Genomic DNA, 19878 nt, shown 5'->3' on the forward strand with positions numbered 1-19878 from the left:
GGTGGACCACCCGGCAGGATCTGCGGCTCGCCATCGTCGTCTGGATCGAGCGGAAGTATCACCGGCAACGAGCCCAGGACTCCCTCGGCGGCTTGACCCCCATCGAGTTCGAGTCCAAGCTGGCCGAGCCGCTCACCCTCGCGGCCTAAACCACACCTGTCACCAGTTCGTTCCTCACGCCCCTCTTTTCTCGCGCCAGCGGTGCCTGAGCAGAAGAAGATGTTGCGCAGGTCCAAGCCCGAGATCCGCAGCACTGTCACGAGCCGCCGCGCGTCGACTGTGCTCCCTGTCGGGGCCACCACCGCGAAGTAGGAAACCGATCCTGTGTGAAGTTCGGTCGAAACCGCGGTGTCGTCTGGAAGCCTGCTACTCAGCGAGGCTGCGATGGTCTGAATGACACTCGCACCGATGGTGATCGCGCCGCCGGTGATCGTGCCGGTCGTGTTCGCGAGAACGTCATGATCAACGAGCGCGTCCATGATCGCCTGAGCGAGCTCGGCAACCGCGGCGACGGTCACCAGGGGGACCACTGTTCTTGGGTTGAGCAGCCCTTTCCAGTTCCCGGACCCATACCAGAGCAGGGTCGTCTCAAGAAGCTCACCACGACGCGACCATGTCTCTTCCTCGGTCACCCACGCTGCTAGCGCCTTGTCAGCCCATGCTTTGAACTCGTCTGGATCTTCGAGCCTCGTCGGGTTCTGCTCACGCGCTGCTTCGACGATGAGGATCGACGCTTCCAGAGACAGATGCAGTGCTTGGATCGCTGTCGCGAAATGCGATGGGTCATTGGTCGGGACTCGAACCACGAACTCACAGACCGCGGTCCGCTTGTCTTCGTCTCCGCGCCGACTATTGAGCTCAGTATGGACCCGATCGAGGGCTCTCGTGCTCTGAACGAACTCGTGGGCGGATACATATGAGGGGCTGAGCTGGGCCGCGTTCATGGCGCCGAGTCTGCCACTGGACGATACATGCCTCGAGATGATCGCGCGCATCGGGCCAGCGCACTCGACGGGCCTGGGAAGCGAGCTCAGGATGGATCAATCTGCGGTGGCAACGGGGCGGCGACCAACACACCGTCCGCACCTCAACCCCGCTCGACACCCTCATCCGCGAACAGCCGCCAGAGTGGCTACTCAGCCCACCTGTTGCACCCTGGGCGCTGATATGTGTTCGCCGGAGGAGTGATTCTCACCCAACCGGCCATTTGGCCATCTCAGTGACAGGCCCCTTGAGAATTGGCCACTTCAGTTAAGAACCGTCACCTCGATAGCGATCCGACGCACGCGTTCGTGCTTCGGTGAGCGCGCGGTTCCTCGCGCTCACCTCATCGGTCCCTTACTCGTCTCCGAACCCGTCGCTCATCTGCACCATGTCGTGGAAGCGGCTGTAGTGCCCCTGGAACGCGACGGGGATGTCGGCGGTCGGGCCGTTACGGTGCTTGGCGACGATCAGGTCGGCCTCGCCCGGGCGCGACTGTTTGTCGTAGACCTCGTCGCGGTGAAGCAGGATCACCATGTCGGCGTCCTGCTCGATCGAGCCCGACTCGCGCAGGTCGCTCACCATCGGCCGCTTGTCCTGGCGCTGCTCGGATCCACGGTTCAGCTGCGACAGCGCGATGACCGGCACCTGCAGTTCCTTCGCCATGAGCTTCAACGCGCGAGAGAACTCGGAGACCTCCTGCTGACGCGACTCGACCCGCTTGCCGCTCGTCATGAGCTGCAGGTAGTCGATGATGATCATGCGCAGCCCGACGCGCTGCTTGAGGCGGCGACACTTGGCGCGGATCTCTACGAGCGTCATGTTCGGGCTGTCATCGACGTACAGCGGCGCGTCGTTGATGCGGCCCCGCGTCGAGGCGAGCGTCGTCCAGTCGCGCGAATCGAGTTCGCCCTTGCGCAGCTTCTGCAGGGGGATCTGCCCCTCTGCCGCGAGTAGGCGCATCGCGATCTCGGTCTTGCCCATCTCGAGCGAGAAGAAGATCGCGGGCTGATTGTGCTTGATCGCGCTCGCGCGGGCGAAGTCGAGCGCGAGCGTCGACTTACCCATCGCGGGGCGCGCCGCGACGACGATCATCTGTCCGGCGTGCAGACCGTTCGTCAAGTCATCGAGTTCCTTGAAGCCGGTCGGAACGCCGGTCATCTGACCGTCGCGCCCCTTCGCCATCTCGATCTCTTCGACGGCCGCGCCGATCGCGACTTCGAGGGGCACGTAGTCTTCCGAATGCTCTTGACCCGTGACGGCGTAGACCTCGGCCTGCGCCTGGTTCACGAGCTCGACGGCCTCACCCTCGCCGTCAAATCCCATCTGCACGATGCGAGTGCCGGCGTCGACCAAGCGACGCAGCAGCGCGCGCTCCTGCACGATCGACGCGTAGTAGCCCGCGTTGGCCGCGGTCGGCACGATCGAGGTGAGCGAGTGCAGATAGTCGACGCCGCCCGCACGCTGCAGGTCGCCCGCCTTCATCAGCTCGTCGGTGACGGCGATGACGTCGGTCGGTTCACCGTGCGAGTAGAGCGTGAGGATCGCCTCGAAGATCACCTCGTGCTTCGGGATGTAGAAGTCGTTGCCGCGCAGGCCCTCGACCACATCGGCCACGGCGTCTTTCGACAGCAGCATGCCGCCCAGCGTCGACTGCTCGCTCAGCAGGTCGTGGGGAGGTGTGCGCTCGCGCTCTCGGTTGCCACCCAGGCGCTCGTCGACGACGTCGTTGATCGACACAGACTCTCCTCTCGGGCGGACCCGTCGCGCTGTACGCGGTGCCTCGCTGCGAGGCCTTGATGCCACTACAGCGGAAACCACTGACATTTGGCGCGCGCACCGATCTCGATGCCGCCGATTCACCCTACGTGCGCGTTACCACCCCGACAATGTGACCTGTGGATAACTCTGTGGAAACAGCTGGGCAAAACGCCGTAGATCCTGTGGAATTGCGTTGTGGACAACGATGTGGAGGGCAAAATCTTGCCACACATAAAGCTGCATTGATCAGGCATTCTCAGTCTTCACATGCTGTGGATAACGAATAGCATAAAGGGGGCGTTGAAGGTTTTCCCTCCAACGCCCCCTTGTGGAGGAATCGCTCAGCGAGTACAGCTATTCACGCTGTTTGGCGAGCACCGCGCGCTGCAATAGGACGAACACCAGCAGGATGCCGCCGGTGATGATCGTCGTCGCCTCAGGCGGAATGCTGCCGTCGCGCGTGATCAGCACGTTCATCAGGCCGAGCACGAGCGCGCCGATGACGGATCCGAGCACGAAGCCCGCGCCGCCGAGCAGCAGCGTGCCTCCGATCACGGCGGCCGCGATCGCGTCGAGCTCCCACCCGATCCCCGTGATGTTCTGTGCGCTGCCGAGCCGCGCGGTGTACACGACGGCCGCCAGCCCCGACAGGCTGCCACTGATCACATAGACCCAGACCTTCGTCGCCGTCACGGGAAGCCCCATGAGCGCCGCCGACTGCTCGGATCCGCCGATCGCGTACACCGTGCGCCCCATGCGGGTGCGGTGCAGCATCCAGAACGCGAGCAGCACCACGGCGACCGCGATCAGCACACCCGGCGTGATGATCAGGTCGTTGACCTTCGGTCCGTCGATCACCTTCCACTGCGTGCCGAGCGAGCGGAACGCCGAGTCGTCAGGCAAGCGTTCGGGAACAGTGCTGAGGATCGACGCGAGGCCTCGCCCCAAGAACATCATCGCGAGCGTCGCGATGAACGGCTGCACCCCGAAGAACTGCACGAGCACGCCCGCGATCAGCCCGAACGCTGAGCCGATGAGGATCATCAGCACGACGACGAGCCACGGGTTCCAGCCCGCGTTTATCAGCATGACGCCTGCGACGCTGCTGAACGCGATGATCGCACCCACCGAGAGGTCGATGCCGCCCGTCAGGATCACGAACGTCAGCGCAACCGCGAGGATCACGAGGTGCGCATTGTTGATCAGCAGGTTCGACAGCGTGCTGGCCTGCACGATGTGGCCGTACGCGACCTCGCCGAAGATGATCATCCCGATGAAGATCACGACGGACGCGGCGGTGGGCAGCGCGTCGAGGTGCTGCGAGATCCAGCGGCCGGGCGATTTCGTGAGGGAAACCTCGGCGGGGGGCGTTGCGATGGCGCTCATACCGGCACCACCTCCTTCGTGACGTCGGGCACTGTTCGGCGACGGCGGATCAGGTTGCGCACCCGCTCGGACTGCAGCAGGCACAGCACCACGATGATGATCGCCTTGAACGCCGGCGTCGCCGACGAGGAGACGCCGAGGAACACGACCGTCTTATCGAGGGTGGCGATCAGCAGCGCGCCGATCGCAGCGCCCGAGATGTTGAACTTGCCGCCCGCGAGCGATGTGCCTCCGATGACGACCGCCAAGATCGCATCGAGCTCGAGCTGGTATCCCGTGCGCGAGATGTCGACCGTCATCACGGATGCGGTCGCGAACACGCCCGCGATCCCGGCGAGGATCCCGCCGATGATGTAGACAGCAAACAGCAGCGCGCGGCGGTTGACGCCCGCGAGCCGTGCGGCCTTCGCGTCCATGCCGATCGCCTCGATCATGAGGCCGAGAGCCGAGCGGCGCACGACAAGGCCGACGACGATCACGATGATCAGCGCGAGAATGAACACGACCGGAAGCCCGAGCACTCGTCCGTTCGCGATCCAGTTGAACGCCTCGTTGTTCGCTGCGGTGTTCTGCCCGCCCGTGATCACCTTCGCGAGCCCACGGCCCGCGAGCATGAGGATCAGCGTGCTGATGAACGGTTGCAGCCCGACGACGGAGACCAGCAGTCCGTTCACCAGGCCGAGGGCCCCGCTGACGAGGATCACGAGGCCGAGGGCCCCGAATGCGCTCGCAACGGATCCGCCCGCCGAGGCGAGGAACTCCATCGCCACGGCGCCGGCGACGGCCATCACCGAGCCGACGGACAGGTCGATGCCGCCCGTGGCCACCACGAGGCACATGCCGACCGCGATCATCATGATGGGCGCTGCGGCCCGCAGGATGTCGATCAGATTGCCGACGAGGTTGCCGGATCCGCTCACGGTGATCGCGAGGTACGTCGGATCCTTCAGCAGGTTCACGACGAGCAACAGGATGATCGCGACGATCCCCCAAAAGTACTGACGGCGCGCGAATGCCTTCACGAAGCCGACGAACCCGGAGTCGGAATCGGTCATGACGACACCTCCTCTTCGTTGTGGTCTGCGGCGATGGCCTCGACGATCGACTCGGCCGAGACACCGACGCCGCCGTCGAGCTCCGCGATCTTTCGGTGATCCTTCATCACGATGATCCTGTCACTCAGGCGCACGACCTCGTCGAGCTCGGACGAGATGAAGATGACCGACACGCCCTCGTCGGCGAGCTTCGCGACGTGCTCCTGGATCTCGGCCTTGGCGCCCACGTCGATGCCGCGGGTCGGCTCGTCGAGGATCAGCAGGTCGGGATGCGTCGCGAGCCAGCGCCCGAGCAGCACCTTCTGCTGGTTGCCGCCCGACAGGTTCTTGATCGGGCGTTCGGGGTGCGGCGGGCGCACGCCGAGCGCGTCGATGTAGCGGCGCACGATCTCGTCCTGCTCACGGCGCGGCACGGGACGTGCCCACCCGCGCTTCGCCTGCACCGCGAGGATGATGTTCTCTCGCACAGTGAGGTCGCGGATGATGCCCTCGTCGCGGCGATTCTCGCTCGACAGCGCGATGCCGTGCGCGAGCGCTGCAGCCGGACGGGAGATGTCGATCTTCTTGCCGCGGATCGACACGCGACCCGAGTCGGGGCGATCGGCCCCGTAGATCAAGCGCGCCAGCTCGGTGCGGCCGGATCCGAGCAGCCCGGCGAGTCCGATCACCTCGCCCGCACGAACCTCGAGGTCCATCGCGTCGAGCATGCCCTTTCGGCCGATGCCCTCCGCGGCATATACGACGTCGTTCTCGGACAGGTCGGGCCGGGCGGTCGCCTCGATCGCCGACAGCGTCGCGGCCTCCTTGCCGATCATCTCGGAGATGAGCTTCGATCGCTCGATCTCGGCGGTCGCGTGCTCGGCGACGAATCGACCGTTGCGCAGCACGGTCAGCCGGTCGCTGATCTCGTACACCTGGTCGAGGAAGTGCGAGACGAACAGGATCGCCACACCCTCGTCGCGCAGCCGCCGCATCACCGTGAACAGCTGCTCGACCTCGGCGGCGTCGAGGCTCGACGTCGGCTCATCGAGGATGAGCACGCGGCACTCGGCGACGACGGATCGGCTGATCGCGACGAGCTGCTGCAGCGCGAGCGGCAGCGTCGACAGCTGCTGGCGCGGGTTCAGGTGCCCCATGCCCAGCCGCTCGAGCGCCTTCTGCGCCTCGCGATGCGTCGCGCGCCAGTTGATGCCGAGCGGGCCGCGCACCTCCTGGCCGAGCATCACGTTCTCGCCGATCGTGAGGTTCGTGCAGAGGTTGACCTCCTGGTACACGGTCGAGACGCCCGCGGCCTGCGCGTCGGCGGTGCCGCCGAAGCGGCGCACCTCGCCGTCGACCCGGATCTCGCCCTCGTCGATCGAATAGACGCCCGTGAGCGCCTTGATCATCGTCGACTTGCCGGCACCGTTCTCGCCCATGAGCGTGTGCACTTCACCGGGAAAGAGGCGCAGGTCGACGCCGTCGAGCGCCTTAACGCCCGGGAAACTGATCGAGATGCCGGTCATCTCGACGATGGGTGGCGATGTGCTCATCGCGTGCTCCGCTCGTTCATGCCATTACGGGAATACGGTTGGTCGTGGCGCCCGACCGGGGCGCCACGACCGCACGAGCATCAGAAGGGTCGACCTGCGTCGAGCGCCTCCTGCGCCGCCTCGGACGAGTCGAAGACCGCGCTGTCCACCAGGATGGACGACTCGACCTCTTCGCCCGCGACGAGCTTCTCGACGACCTCGAGCGCGATGTCGCCGAAGATCGGGTTGTACTCGCCGACGTAGCTGAGGTCGCCCGCGGCGAGGGCCTCGAGGCCGCCCTGGGTGCCGTCGATCGTCGCAATCTTCACGTCCTCGCCGGGGGTGAGCCCGGCCTCTTCAACGGCCTGCACGGCGCCGATGCCCATCTCGTCGTTCTGCGCGAAGACGAGCTGCACGTCGTTGCCGTTCGACTTCAGCACGGTCTCGAAGACGCTCTTGGCCTCTTCCGTCGACCAGTTCGCGGTCTGCGCGCCGAGCTTGTTGAAGCTCGACTCGGCATCGATGACCTCGTCCCATCCCGAGTTGCGCTCGTTGACGACCGAGACGCCGGCGGGGCCCTCGAGGACGAAGTAGTTCGCGCCGTCGGGGAACGCGCCGATCGCCCAGTCGGCGACCGCCTTCGACACCTCGACGTTGTCGGGCGCGATGCGGGTGGCGTAGAGGCTCGTGTCGTCGGGCTCGATGCCGCGGTCGATGAGCACCACGGGGATCTCGGCCTCCTGGGCGCGGGCGAGGGAGTCCTCCCAGCCCGAGCCTTCCGTCGCCGAGAGCAGGATCACGTCGACGCCCTCGTCGACGAACGACGTGAACGCGTCGATCTGCGACTTCTGGTCGAGGTTCGCGGCCGGGGCGAACTTGAGGTCGAAGCCCGCGTCCTTCGTGAAGGTCTCCTGGATGTTCGACTCGTTCGCCTCGCGCCACGCGCCCTCGGGGCCGACCGCCACGAAGCCGACCGTGGCCAGCTCGTCGCCGCCGCCCGAACCGCCGTCGCCGCCCGAGCAGGCCGCGAGGCCGAGCGACATCGCGCCCGCCAAGGTGATTCCCGCCACCTGAGTGAACCGCTTGCGTGCAGACATATTCTCCTCCTCGAGATACCGGGCAAGGGACGCCCGAAGCGCCGATCCACCGTGGATGTGCGCGTGCTGTGACGACGTCGATGATCGTCGTTCCTCGAATGTTACCGGGAACATTAGCGAGAGCACAACAGCAGAGATGAAACGAATGGGTCTCAGTCGAGATCGAAACCGGGGCCCGAGGCGATCATCTCCACGATCGTGTCGACCGTGACGCCCGGCCCGCCCATCAGCTCGCCGATCTTCTCGCGATCCTTCAGAACCACGATGCGGTCGCTGACGCGCACGATCTCTTCGAGCTCGGACGAGATGAACACGACGGCGACGCCATCGCCCGCAAGCTTCGCGATGTGCCGCTGGATCTCGACCTTCGCGCCGATGTCGATGCCGCGGGTCGGCTCATCGAGGATGAGCACGTGCGGCCTGGTCGCGAGCAGGCGGGCGAGCAGCATCTTCTGCTGCGTGCCGCCCGACAGCGACTCGACGGGCCGATCGAGATCGCCCGGCACGATGTGGAGCGCGTCGAGATAGGTGTCGAGCAGTGCCTCCTGCTCGCCGCGCGACAGCGGGCGCGACCAGCCGCGCATCGCCTGCAGCGCGAGGGTGACGTTCTCCCGCGCGGTCAGCCCGCCGATGATGCCGCCGTCGCGCAGGTTCTCCGGCGAGACCGCGATGCGCCGGTGCAGGGCGGTGCTCGGGCCGCGCAGCTTCACGCGCTCGCCGTCGACCCAGATCTCGCCGCTGTCAGCGTGCATCGAGCCGCCGACGAGCCGCGCGAGCTCGGTGCGACCGGATCCGCGCAGCCCCGCGAACCCGACCACCTCGCCGCGCGAGAGCTCGATGTCGGTCGGGTGCATCACGCCGCGCCGGCCGAGCCCCTCGGCGCGCAGCGTGGGGGCGCCCGATGCGGCGTAGTGGTGCGCCAGGCGGTCGGATCGGATCTCGCGCAGCGCGTCGATGTCCTCGCCGATCATGCGCGAGATCACCTCGGCGCGCTCGACCTCCGACGCGTCGTATTCGGCCACGACCCGCCCGCCGCGCAGCACGGTCAGGCGGTCGGCCACCGCGAACACGTGCTCGATGAAGTGCGAGACGAAAAGGATCGCGACGCCCTCGCGCCGCAGCCGGCGCACGACCCCGAGCACCGTGCGCGCCTCGGCGGCGTCGAGGCTCGACGTCGGCTCGTCGAGCACGAGCACGCGGGGCTCGAGCACGAGCGCTCGCGCGATCGCGACGAGCTGCTTCGCGGCGGGCGACAGCGACGTGAGCCGGGCCCGCGGATCCAGGTCGTCGAGCCCCAGATTCGCGAGCACCTCAGCGGCCCGCGCGCGCGTGGCCTTCCAGTCGATGCCGAGCCGGCCGCGCACCTCCGCGCCCAGCATGATGTTCTCGGCGACCGAGAGCTTCGGACTGAGGTGCGCCTCCTGGAACACCGTGGCGATGCCGGCCGCGCGCGCACTCGCGACGCCCGAGGGCGACACGCTCTCTCCCCCGATGCGGATCGCGCCGGCCGACAGCGGGTACGTGCCCGTCAGGGCGCCGATCACCGTCGACTTCCCGGCGCCGTTCTCGCCCATCAGCGCATGCACCTCGCCCTCGACGAGGGTGAGGTCGACGCCGTCGATCGCGCGCACGCCCGGGAAGTCGACGGTGATGCCGTGCATCTCGACCAGCGGATCGGTCATCGCCCACCCCCGCGCGGCGGCGCCGTCGACTGGCGCACGATGAGTTCGGCGGGGATCCGCGTGGCGCCCGGGATGCCGCGGCCCTCGATGGCGGCGCGGAGGATGTCGACGACCGAACTGCCGAGCGCGTCGAAGCTCTGGTGCACGGTCGTGAGCGGGGGTGTGACGTGGCGCGCGAGCGGCACATCATCGAAGCCGACGACCGAGATGTCGCCGGGCACGTCGAAACCGCGCTCGACGAAGCCGTGGATGAGCCCGATCGCCATGGAGTCGTTGCCGACGAATATCGCGGTGTACTCGGGCAGCTCCCGCATACCGCGCGCGAAGTCGTAGGCGAAGTCGGCGGTCCAGTCGCCGACGACGATGGGGCGTTCGCGGATCCCCCACTCGCGCGCCCGCGCGTGGAACGCCCGCTCGCGTGCGCGGGCGTCGAACCAGTCGAGCGGCCCCGCGAGGTGCAGAACGTCGCGGTGCCCGAGCGAGACGAGGTGGTCGACGGCGAGGACGGCGCCGCCCTGCTGATCGAGGGAGACGGTGAGGAACGTCGGGTCGTCGTCGGGCTTGACGACGAGCACGGGAACCGGGATCGCGATCTTCCGCAGCGCGGTGATCGACGACGAGCGCGGGGCCACGACGCACAGCGCGTCGACGCCCTGCGCCGTCAGGTTGTCCACCGCGTCCTGCGGGCTGATCTCCTCGCCCACGCCGATCGCGACCGAGCTGACCGCGTATCCGGCGGCGCGCGCGGCCACCTCGACGGCGCGCAGCGTGCTCGTCGGACCGTACTCGGCGGCTGACTCGACGACGACACCGATTCGGCCCGTGCGCTTGGTCGCGAGCGCCCGTGCAGCCATGTTCGGCCGGTAACCGAGCTCGGCGATCGCATCGAGCACCCGCTTGCGCGTCTCGTCGCGGATGCTCGCGTGGTCGTTCAGGACTCGCGAGACGGTCATGTGGGAAACGCCCGCCGCCTGCGCGACCTGCCGAATATTCGGCTTCTCGGTTCCGGTTGGCGTCACCTCGCCAGCATAACGAGACGAAACCGGCGCCACCCGAGTGGGGCGACGCCGGTTTCGATGCGCGGAAGAGAATTACTTCTTGAGCGCGACAACCTGAAGGTTGATGACGGCGGTCACGTCGTCGTGCAGGCGCACGAGCGCCTCGTGCGAACCGACCGACTTGATCGCCGTCGGAATCGTGACGCGACGCTTGTCGAGGTCACCGAGACCGGCGGCCTTGACGGCCTCGACGATGTCAGCCGGCTTGACCGAACCGAACAGGCGGCCCTCAGCGCCGGCCTTGACCGACACCTTCACGCGAGCCTGCTCGAGCTGGGCCTTGATGGCCTCCGCGTCTTCGTGGGTCGCGATCTCGCGCGCCTTGCGGGCGGCACGGATCTGGTCGACCTGCTTCTGGCCGCCGCGCGTCCACGCGACAGCAAAGCCCTTCGGGAGGAGGTAGTTCCGGGCGTACCCGTCCTTGACCTCGATGATGTCTCCGGCGCTACCCAGCCCGTCGACCTCATGAGTGAGAATCAGCTTCGACATGTGGGTGCTCCTTACCGGCCGGCGCCAGCGTAGGGAAGGAGAGCCATCTCACGCGCGTTCTTGATCGCGCGCGCGATGAGGCGCTGCTCCTGCACCGACACACCGGTGATACGACGGGCGCGGATCTTTCCACGCTCCGAGATGAACTTGCGAAGGGTCGCGACATCCTTGTAGTCGATGAGGCCGACCCGGATGTGCTTCGCGGGAGCGGCGTTCTTACCGCCCTTGCGCGGCTTGCGGCGGTCGCCGCTTGACTTTCCAGCCATTGTGGGTCCTTACAGAGAAAGAGAAATCAGAACGGGGTGTCGTCCGAGAACGACCCCGGGGTGCTCCACGCGTCAGCGCCGGTCGAGCCGGGCGTTGCCCAGGGCTCTTCGGACGACTGCTGCGCGGGCTGCGTCGCGCCGGGAACCTGGCCGGGGGCATTGTTGCCGCCCCGTGCGCCGGAGTTCCCGCTCGATGCGGTGCGAGTGACCTGAGCCGTGGCGTAGCGCAACGACGGGCCGATCTCCTGGACATCCAGTTCGACCGACGTACGCCGCTCCCCCTCGCGCGTCTCGTAGTTCCGCTGACGGAGGTTGCCCTGCGCGATGACGCGCATGCCCTTCGTCATGGATCCCGCGACGTGCTCAGCGAAGTCGCGCCACACGCTGGCGCGCAGGAACAGGGCTTCCCCGTCCTTCCACTCGCCCGACGCGCGATCGAACGTGCGCGGGGTCGAAGCGATCGTGAAATTGGCCACGGGAACACCGGACTGCGTGTAGCGCAGTTCGGGGTCGGCGGTCAGATTGCCAACGACTGTGATGACGGTTTCGCCTGCCATGCGCTGCCCCTAGGCCTTTGCCGCCGTCTTGCGCGCGGCCTTCGCGTCGGCCCGCTTGGCCTCGGAAGCAGCCATAGCGATGGCCTCCTCCGCGCGAAGGATCTTGGTGCGAACCACGTCGACAGCAAGACCGAGCTGACGGTCGAGCTCGCTCGTGGCCTCACTCGTCGCCGTGAAGTTGACGACGGCGTAGATGCCTTCGTTCTTCTTGTCGATCTCGTAGGCGAACTTGCGTCGCCCCCAGATGTCCACGTTCTCGATGGTGCCTTCAGCGTCAGTGATGACCTTGAGGTACTTGTCGAGGTACGCGGGAACCTGGCGCTCGTCGATCTCAGCCTGGATGATCACCATCATCTCGTACTGGTGCTTGTGCGTCACTATCCCACCTCCTTCGGACTCGAACGGGTACCGGGCATTTCCCGGTACCAGGAGGGTGTGTGCACGTCATCCGACGGATCCCGAGAGCCGGGCGCCGCAAGATAACCGTGCAAGCCTAGCGCACCGCCCGCCCTACTCGCTGGGCGCGGGCTCCGTGAAGGGCGCGAGCGACGTGGCCGCCAGCGTGAACACGTCGTCGTCACCCAGCTCGGCGATCGCGCGCGCCGCGGCACCGCCCACGAGCCCGACGAGGATCGGCTCGCCCGTGGCGGGCAGCAGGTTGATCCAGGTGCGGATCGTCGTGTCCGGGGCGGGCTCCTCCCCCGGCGACGGAGTGGGGGTCGGCGTCGGGGTCGGGGTGACCGGGCCGACGATGTGCCAGATGCCCGCGTCCGTCGACCAGAACGGCGTCTCGTACCGCAGCCACACCGACTCGAGGTGCCCCATCTCGAGCGTGGAGATCGCACCGCGGTGCGCGAACGGCAGCGGCGGCTCGAACTCGATCCCGCCCGCCTGCAGCACGCCGAGCGGCACCGTGAGCGCCACCCGGTCGAAGGTGAGCGATTCGCCCGATGCGAGGCGCAGGCTGACGCCCGAATCGTCGTAGCTGACGTGCGAGACGACCGTCGACAGCGTCACCTCGAGGTCGCCGAGCACCGAGTCGACGAACGGCGCGACGTCGCTCACGAGCGCGTCGAAGGAACCGCCCGGCGGTGCCGGAGCGAACCAGCTCGAGCCTGTGGCGGGGTCGACGCCGGTCATCGCCGACAGCGAGGACAGCACGGCCGCCAGCTCCGGGGACTGCTCGATGCCCGCGTCCTCGAGCGCATCGAGAATCGTGCGGTCGGCGATGCCGTCGCGCGCCTCGGCGATCGCCGTCTTCAGGGCATCGCCGGAAGGGTTCTCCGTCTCGCCGTCGGTGGTGAAGCCCACGGGATCCGTGACGGCGACGGATCCGACACCCAGGAGCGCCATGCGCGAGGCGACCTCGGTGTCGTCGGCGCCGAGCAGCCACGCGCCCCGCTGGGGCGGCACGGGCCAGTCGTCGTCGCGCTGCGTCGCGAGGCGCCCGCCCGCGTAATCGCGGGCCTCGATCACCGTCACGTCGAATCCTGCGTCGATGAGCCGGGCGGCCGCGGACGCCCCCGCGGCACCCGCGCCGACGATCGCGATCCGCTCGCCGTCCTCGGCGACGTCAGCGATCTCTCCGGCCACGCGCTCCCCGGACCGCACGGCGCCGGCGATCGTGCCCGGCCGCTCGACGCTCGTTGCCTCACCGGCGAAGAACACGCGCTCCATGAGCGCCGCCGCGAGCGCCTGGCGCTCCGTCGAGGTCGACCCGGCGGGCGTGATGCTCAGCGCCCCGCGGGCGAACGGATCCTCGGCCCATGAGGTGCGGAAGAACGACTTCGGCGCGGGCACCTCGCCCACGGGGGTGGGCGTCACCGTCGGCTGTCGCGTCTTTGTGGGATCCGGAACCGGCGGGCTATCGGGCGTGCAGGACGCAAGAAGCATCGTCAGGGCGCCTGCCCCGGCCCCGATAAAGAGCGTCCGTCGCGAGATCCTCATCAATCGCAAGGTTACCTGCGTCGCCTGCCGCGCGGCGATTGCGGTATAGACATCGGATGTTTACGCTGGGAGGACAACCCCAAGGAGTGCACGTGAGCGCGATTGTCAGCGTCGACACCATCGACATCCGGTTCCCCACATCGGAGCACCTCGATGGCTCTGATGCCATGAACCCCGACCCCGACTACTCGGCCGCATACGTGCGGATCGAGACAGACGCCGACGACGGCCACGAGGGCCACGGCTTCGTCTTCACCATCGGCCGCGGCACCGACGTGCAGACGTCGGCGATCCGCGCGCTCACCCCGTATCTCGCGGGCCGCGACGTCGAGGCGATCCTCGACGACATGGGATCCTTCTGGCGCGAGCTCGTGTGGGATTCGCAGCTGCGCTGGCTCGGCCCCGAGAAGGGCGTCATGCACATGGCGATCGGCGCGGTCGTCAACGCGATGTGGGATCTCAAGGCGAAGCGCGCGGGCCTGCCGCTGTGGCAGCTGCTCGCGCGGATGACGCCCGAGGAGATCGTCGATCTCGTCGATTTCCGGTACCTCACCGATGCGCTCACGCGCGAGGACGCGCTCGAGATCCTCCGGGCCGCGGAGCCCGGCCGCGCCGATCGCGAGCGCCAGCTGCTCGCCGAGGGGTACCCCGCCTACACGACGACCCCCGGCTGGCTCGGGTACTCCGACGAGAAGCTCGTGCGGCTGTGCCGCGAGGCGGTCGCCGACGGCTTCTCGATGATCAAGCTGAAGGTCGGCGGCAACATCGAAGACGACGTGCGCCGCATGCGCCTGGCCCGCGATGCGGTGGGCCCCGACATCCGCATCGGCACGGACGCCAACCAGCGCTGGGACGTCGCCGAAGCCATTGAGTGGATGAGCCGCCTCGCCGAGTTCGACGTGGCATGGATCGAAGAGCCCACGAGCCCCGACGACGTGCTGGGGCACGCGGCGATCGCCCGCGGCGTCGCCCCGATCCCGGTCGCGACGGGCGAGCACTCGGGCGGCCGCGTCATGTTCAAGCAGATGCTGCAGGCCGGCTCCCTCAGCGTGCTGCAGATCGATGCCGCGCGCGTCGCCGGCGTCAACGAGAATGTCGCGATCCTGCTGCTCGCCGCGAAGTTCGGCACGCCCGTCTGCCCCCACGCGGGCGGGGTGGGGCTGTGCGAGGCGGTGCAGCACCTGTCGATGTTCGACTTCGTCGCGGTGACCGGCACGACCGAGGGCCGCGTCATCGAGTACGTCGACCACCTGCACGAGCACTTCGTCACGCCGACCGATGTGTCCGGCGGCGCGTACCGCGCACCCACCGCGCCCGGCAACGGCATGGAGATGCTCGCCGCGAGCCGCGAGCAGTACACGTTCCATGACTGAATCCCTCTCCCCCCGCACGGACCTGGCGCTGCCGGCGCTCGGCTACGGCGCCGCGAACCTCGGCAACCTCTTCCGCGAGCTCACGGATGAGGCCGCGCAGGAGGTGCTCGAGGCGGCGTGGGACGCGGGAATCCGGTACTTCGATACGGCCCCGCACTACGGGCTCGGATGGTCGGAGCGCCGCCTCGGCGAGTTCCTCCGCACCAAGCCGCGCGACGAGTACGTCGTGTCGACGAAGGTCGGACGTCTGCTCGTGCCCAATCCCGGCGGCGAGAACGAGCTCGACCTCGACAACGACTTCTTCGTTCCGGCCGTCGTCAAGCGCGCGTGGGACTTCACGGCCGACGGGATCCGCCGTTCGCTCGATGAGTCGCTCGAACGCATGGGCCTCGACCGCATCGACCTCGCGTACATGCACGATCCCGACCGTTCGCCCGCGCCCGAGGACGCGCTCGACGCGGGAACTCAGGCGCTCGACGGACTCAAGCGCGAGGGCGCTGTCCGGGCATCGGGCGTGGGATCCATGGACACCGCGATCCTCGCCCGGGGCGCCTCGTCGGGCGGTCTCGACGCGCTCATGGTCGCGGGGCGCCTGACGCTGCTCGAGCAGCCCGCGCTCGCGGACGTCGTGCCGGCGGCCGACCGCACGGGCACGGGCATCGTCACCGCCTCCGTGTTCAACTCCGGCCTGCTCGCGCGCAACGATCCGGGCGAGAACGCGCGATACGAGTACGGCCGGGCCCCGGCCGAGGTGCTCGACAAGGCGACCCGGATCGCCGGCGTGTGCCGCGCACACGGCGTGCCGCTGCCGGCCGCTGCGCTGCAGTACACGCGCCGGATCGGCCCGGTCCGCGCGGTCGTCGCGGGCAGCAGTCGGCCGGCTCAGATCCGTCAGAACGCCGAGTGGATGGACCTCGATATCCCCCAGGACCTGTGGGCCGAGCTGGCCGCGGACGGTCTCATTCCGCGGTGAGCCCTCGCGCAGCACAAAGGGGCCCCGGATCCGTTGAATAGGATCCGGGGCCCCTTGTGTCGTTACTCGGCCCGAAGGCGCAGGCCCTGCATGCCGCCGTCGACGGCGAGCGAGACGCCCGTCGTCGAGCTCGCGCGCGGGCTCGCGAGGTACGCCACGGCGTCGGCGACCTCCGCCGGCTGCACGAGCCGGCCGTGCGGCTGGCGCGCGCCGAGAGCGGCGCGCTCAGCGGCCGGATCCGGTGCCGAGTCGAGCAGGCGCCCGACCCAGGGCGTGTCGGCGGTTCCGGGGTTCACGCAGTTGACGCGGATCCCTTCGCGCAGGTGATCCGCCGCCATGTGCAGCGTGAGCGACTGGATCGCGCCTTTGGTCGCGCCGTACAGCGCGCGCTCGGGCAGGCCGGCCGTCGCGGCGATCGAGCAGGTGTTGACGATCGCCGCGGCGTTCGACGTCCGCAGGTGCGGGAGCGCCGCGCGGCTGACGCGGACGGCCCCGACGACGTTGACGTCGAAGACCCGGTGCCACTCGTCGTCGTCGTTGGTCTCGACGGTGCCCTGCGCGCCGATGCCGGCGTTGTTGACGACGACGTCGATGCCGCCGAAGTCGGCCGCGACCTTCTCGACGCCGACGCGCACGCTCTCATCGTCGGTGACGTCGACCCGATAGGCGTCGGTCAGGCCATCGTGGACCTGGCGGTCGAAGATCGCCACCCGGGCGCCGTCCTCGCGAAGGCGGTTCACGATCGCCTCGCCGATGCCGCTCGCGCCGCCGGTGACGATCGCCGCCAGCCCGTCGAACGCGCCCATCAGGCGAACACCTGCTTCTGCGATCCGAGGCCCTCGATGTCGAGCTCGACGACGTCGCCCGCCGCGAGGTACGGGAACCGGCCCGACAGCGCGACGCCCTGGGGCGTGCCCGTCATGATGACGTCGCCCGGTTCGAGCGCGAGGTGCTGCGAGAGGTGCCACACGATGTACGGCACGTCGAAGATCAGGTCGGCCGTCGACGAGTCCTGGCGCGGCTCGCCGTTGACGAAGCTGCGCAGGCGCAGGTCGGCGAAGTCGACCTCGTCGGGGGTGACGAGCTCGGGGCCGAGGGGCGAGAAGCCCGGGGCCGACTTGCCCTTGCCCCATTGCCCGCCGGACAGCTCGATCTGCCACTCGCGCTCGGAGAGGTCGTTCGCGATCGTGAAGCCTGCGATGTGATCGAGCGAATCGTCGGTGCTCTCGAGGTAGCTCGCGCGCTTGCCGATGACGATCGCCAGCTCGACCTCCCAGTCGGTCTTGGCGCTATTGCGGGGAATCTTCACCTCGTCGTAGGGGCCCACGACCGTGTTGGGCGCCTTCATGAACAGTACGAGGTTCTTCGGCGGCTCGGCGCCCGACTCCGCGGCGTGCGCGGCGTAGTTCATGCCCACGCAGTACACGGCGCTCGGGCGGGTGATCGGCGCACCGTACCGCGCGTCGGCGGGGTCGACGACCGGAAGGGATCCGGCTTCGATCGCCGCGGAGACGCGCGCCCGGAAGTCCAACTCGAGGAATGCTCCGTCGATGTCGGCCGTGATCGGCCTCAGGTCGTAGGTCGTCTCATCGACGACGACAACAGGCTTCTCCGCGCCCGCTGCGCCACGTCGCGCAAATCGCATGGTTTCTCCGAACATCCGAGGTGTCGAGCCGCTTTGTCGCGGTTCACCCCGAGGTTACCACTCGAACGGCGTCAAACATCCGATGTATTGAGGCGATAGAACTCGCGGGCCGTGTCGCCCGCGAGCCGCGCCCACTCCGCGTCGCTGGAAACGGCGCGCAGCGCGTCGATGGCGCGCGCGAGCGGCACCCCAAACCCCTCGGATCCGGACACCGGCCAGTCGCCGCCGAACATCGCGCGATCCGCCCCGAACACGTCGAGCGCGACACGATCGAACGTGCCCGCGACCTCGTCGAACGCCTCGCCCGCCTCCGCGGGCATGCCGGAGCACTTCACGAACGCGTTCGGCAGCGCCGCGAGATGCTCGATGCCACGGCGCCACGCGGATCCTTGCGCGCCCTCGAGGCCCTCGAGCACGGGCGGCTTGCCGAGGTGATCCAGCACGATGCGCGTGTCGGGCGCATTCTCGGCGGCCGCGACGAGCGCGTCCAGCTGGTGCCAGCGCACGCACGCATCGAAGGCGAGGCCGCGCTCGCCGATCTCGCGCAGGTCGGCGGCGAACTCCGGCGACGAGATGAACTCGGAGGGGCCGTTCTGCAGCGACGGCCGCACCCCGACGAGCAGGCGCGCGTCCTGCAGGTCGTCGAGCTGATGCTCGATATCGCCGCGGGCCATCTCGACGTGGGCCACGATGCCCTCGAGCCCCGGCCAGTCGATGCTCGCGACCCAGTCGGCCTCGACGCGCGCGAACGAGGCGATCGCGTCGGTCTCGACGAAGATCCACCGATCGATCAGGCCGCCGGCCGTGTCGATGTCGGCCGGCAGGAACGGCCGATTCAGGACGTCGTTGCCCTCGAGCCAGGGGTGCGGGATCTCCCGCGGATCCCACACGTGCGCATGCGAATCGAGAATCGTCATTCTTCCGCTCCCTCAGCCGACGTTGGGGAGAGTGTAGCGAGAGATCAGATCTCTCGCGCGGGTGATCTTTTCGGTTAGCGTGAGGGCATGAGCGAATACAACGTGACGACCATCGGCAGCGTCGGCAGCTGGACCGGCAAGCAGTTCATCGAGGGCGACCTCGGGGTGGAGAACGTCGGTATCTCGGTCAACGCCACCGACCCGGGCGACGAGTCGCCGTTCTGGCACTCGCACGCCCTACTCGAGGAGATCTACGTCGTGCTCGACGGCGAGGGCGAGCTCGCCGTAGGCGACGACGTCGTGCCGCTCAGCGCCGGCACCGTGGTGCGGGTCGCCCCGGACAGCATGCGGGCGCTGCGGTGCCTGCCGAGCAGCCCCGTCGCGCTCAAGTGGCTCTGCCTGCGCTCCGGCGCCGACTCCCTTGCGGGCACCGGCAAGGACGCCACGCTCGACAAGGAGAGCCCGTTCCCCTGGAGCGAGTAAGGATCAGGCCTTGGCGGCCTTCAGCCACTGCTCGATGCCCGCGACGTGCGCGACCATGAGCGCGTTCGCGAGCTGACCGTCGCCGCGGCGCATCGCCTCGACGATGCCGCGGTGCTCGCCGATCGTGCGCGGGGTGGATCCGGTCTCCGTGATGCCGCGCCACACCCGCGCGCGCACGGTCGGTCCCGAGAGGGAGTCGAGCAGGCCGGTGAGGTACGAGTTGCCCGTCGAGAGCGCGATGCGCCGGTGGAACTCGATGTCGTGCGACACGAGCGCCTCGATGTCGGGGCCGTCCGGCACATCCTCGAGCATCTGCTCGAGGTCGGCGATGTCCTGTTCATCGGCCGTGTGCGCGGCGAGTTCGGCGGCGGCGGGCTCGAGCATGCGCCGGACCGCGAAGATCTCCAGGACCGAGTCGTCCTGGTGCAGGTCGACGACGAAGCTCATCGCCTCGAGCAGCATGCTCGGCTCGAGGCTCGTCACGTAGGTGCCGTCGCCGCGGCGCACGTCGAGCACGCGGATCACGGCGAGCGCCTTGACCGCCTCGCGCAGGGAACTGCGCGAGAGGCCCAGCGACTCGCTGAGCTCTTTCTCGGGCGGAAGACGATCGCCCGGGGACAGGATCCCCGAGACGATCATCTCTTTGATGCCCGCAATCGCCTCGTCGGTAACAGCCATGCGGCGATTCTAGCGATAG

General features: G+C 68.2%; 20 protein-coding genes. 3 read left to right on the plus strand and 17 right to left on the minus strand.

Annotated features, from left to right (window positions below; all coding sequences use genetic code 11):
• The 13 genes from G510_RS19085 to G510_RS0107670 form a co-directional block, all read right to left on the minus strand.
• A partial coding sequence (locus G510_RS19085; RefSeq protein WP_425411291.1) for a hypothetical protein occupies nt 1–944 on the minus strand: 944 nt, incomplete at its 3' end.
• 394 nt (nt 945–1338) lie between these two features.
• A complete protein-coding gene (gene dnaB, locus G510_RS0107615) occupies nt 1339–2721 on the minus strand; it encodes a replicative DNA helicase (RefSeq protein WP_029153147.1) in 1383 nt (460 codons plus the stop codon).
• A 375-nt stretch (nt 2722–3096) separates the two neighbouring features.
• Nucleotides 3097–4128 carry an ABC transporter permease gene (locus tag G510_RS0107620; protein WP_029153148.1) on the minus strand — a complete coding sequence of 344 codons (1032 nt, stop codon included), beginning with the start codon at nt 4126–4128 and terminating at the stop codon, nt 3097–3099.
• Nucleotides 4125–5183, minus strand: coding sequence for an ABC transporter permease (locus G510_RS15925; protein ID WP_051216581.1), 1059 nt, complete (start codon nt 5181–5183; stop codon nt 4125–4127). Before G510_RS15925 ends, G510_RS0107620 begins: the two co-directional genes overlap by 4 nt.
• Nucleotides 5180–6715, minus strand: a complete 1536-nt coding sequence (locus G510_RS0107630; RefSeq protein WP_029153149.1) for a sugar ABC transporter ATP-binding protein — start codon at nt 6713–6715, stop codon at nt 5180–5182. The genes G510_RS15925 and G510_RS0107630 overlap by 4 nt, the downstream gene beginning before the upstream one ends.
• A gap of 80 nt (nt 6716–6795) precedes the next feature.
• Nucleotides 6796–7791, minus strand: a complete 996-nt coding sequence (locus tag G510_RS0107635; protein WP_029153150.1) for an ABC transporter substrate-binding protein — start codon at nt 7789–7791, stop codon at nt 6796–6798.
• A 152-nt stretch (nt 7792–7943) separates the two neighbouring features.
• Complete coding sequence (locus G510_RS15930) at nt 7944–9473, minus strand: sugar ABC transporter ATP-binding protein (protein ID WP_036322414.1); 1530 nt, start codon at nt 9471–9473, stop codon at nt 7944–7946.
• Nucleotides 9470–10492 carry a LacI family DNA-binding transcriptional regulator gene (locus G510_RS0107645; protein WP_029153151.1) on the minus strand — a complete coding sequence of 341 codons (1023 nt, stop codon included), beginning with the start codon at nt 10490–10492 and terminating at the stop codon, nt 9470–9472. The genes G510_RS15930 and G510_RS0107645 overlap by 4 nt, the downstream gene beginning before the upstream one ends.
• A 72-nt stretch (nt 10493–10564) precedes the next feature.
• The gene (gene rplI / locus G510_RS0107650; RefSeq protein ID WP_029153152.1) at nt 10565–11020 is read right to left on the minus strand and encodes a 50S ribosomal protein L9; all 456 of its coding nucleotides are present in this window, start codon (nt 11018–11020) and stop codon (nt 10565–10567) included.
• 11 nt (nt 11021–11031) lie between these two features.
• The gene (gene rpsR / locus G510_RS0107655) at nt 11032–11286 is read right to left on the minus strand and encodes a 30S ribosomal protein S18 (protein ID WP_029150891.1); all 255 of its coding nucleotides are present in this window, start codon (nt 11284–11286) and stop codon (nt 11032–11034) included.
• 26 nt (nt 11287–11312) lie between these two features.
• Nucleotides 11313–11843, minus strand: a complete 531-nt coding sequence (locus G510_RS0107660; protein ID WP_029153153.1) for a single-stranded DNA-binding protein — start codon at nt 11841–11843, stop codon at nt 11313–11315.
• Nucleotides 11844–11852: 9 nt separating this feature from the next.
• Nucleotides 11853–12197: a 30S ribosomal protein S6 gene (rpsF, locus tag G510_RS0107665; RefSeq protein WP_036322442.1), complete on the minus strand. Its 345-nt coding sequence runs from the start codon at nt 12195–12197 to the stop codon at nt 11853–11855.
• Nucleotides 12198–12353: 156 nt separating this feature from the next.
• Nucleotides 12354–13736: a flavin monoamine oxidase family protein gene (locus G510_RS0107670; protein WP_245563259.1), complete on the minus strand. Its 1383-nt coding sequence runs from the start codon at nt 13734–13736 to the stop codon at nt 12354–12356.
• 146 nt (nt 13737–13882) lie between these two features.
• Here G510_RS0107670 and G510_RS0107675 point away from each other — a divergent pair, with 146 nt between their 5' ends.
• Entirely contained in the window at nt 13883–15163 is a 1281-nt protein-coding gene (locus G510_RS0107675) for an L-fuconate dehydratase (RefSeq protein ID WP_029153156.1), read from the plus strand.
• Nucleotides 15156–16136 carry an aldo/keto reductase gene (locus G510_RS0107680; protein ID WP_036322416.1) on the plus strand — a complete coding sequence of 327 codons (981 nt, stop codon included), beginning with the start codon at nt 15156–15158 and terminating at the stop codon, nt 16134–16136. Before G510_RS0107675 ends, G510_RS0107680 begins: the two co-directional genes overlap by 8 nt.
• Nucleotides 16137–16198: 62 nt before the next feature.
• Here the strand turns inward: G510_RS0107680 and G510_RS0107685 are convergent, their stop codons facing one another.
• From G510_RS0107685 to G510_RS0107695, 3 genes are all read right to left on the minus strand, one after another.
• Nucleotides 16199–16942, minus strand: coding sequence for an SDR family NAD(P)-dependent oxidoreductase (locus G510_RS0107685; RefSeq protein WP_029153158.1), 744 nt, complete (start codon nt 16940–16942; stop codon nt 16199–16201).
• Nucleotides 16942–17781 (minus strand): fumarylacetoacetate hydrolase family protein, encoded by an 840-nt coding sequence (locus tag G510_RS0107690; protein WP_029153159.1) that lies wholly within the window; start codon nt 17779–17781, stop codon nt 16942–16944. Before G510_RS0107690 ends, G510_RS0107685 begins: the two co-directional genes overlap by 1 nt.
• Nucleotides 17782–17852: 71 nt before the next feature.
• A complete protein-coding gene (locus tag G510_RS0107695) occupies nt 17853–18698 on the minus strand; it encodes an amidohydrolase family protein (protein WP_029153160.1) in 846 nt (281 codons plus the stop codon).
• Between the two features lie 87 nt (nt 18699–18785).
• On the opposite strand from G510_RS0107695, the gene G510_RS15935 reads away from it, so the two are divergent.
• Complete coding sequence (locus G510_RS15935; RefSeq protein ID WP_051216583.1) at nt 18786–19181, plus strand: cupin domain-containing protein; 396 nt, start codon at nt 18786–18788, stop codon at nt 19179–19181.
• Nucleotides 19182–19184: 3 nt separating this feature from the next.
• Here G510_RS15935 and G510_RS0107705 read toward each other — a convergent pair whose 3' ends face one another.
• On the minus strand, nt 19185–19859 hold the full coding sequence (locus G510_RS0107705; protein ID WP_029153161.1) for a FadR/GntR family transcriptional regulator: 675 nt from the start codon (nt 19857–19859) through the stop codon (nt 19185–19187).
• Nucleotides 19860–19878: the final 19 nt, after the last annotated feature.

It is taken from the genome of Microbacterium gubbeenense DSM 15944, from assembly GCF_000422745.1.
In the GTDB taxonomy this organism is placed as follows: Bacteria; Actinomycetota; Actinomycetes; order Actinomycetales; family Microbacteriaceae; genus Microbacterium; species Microbacterium gubbeenense.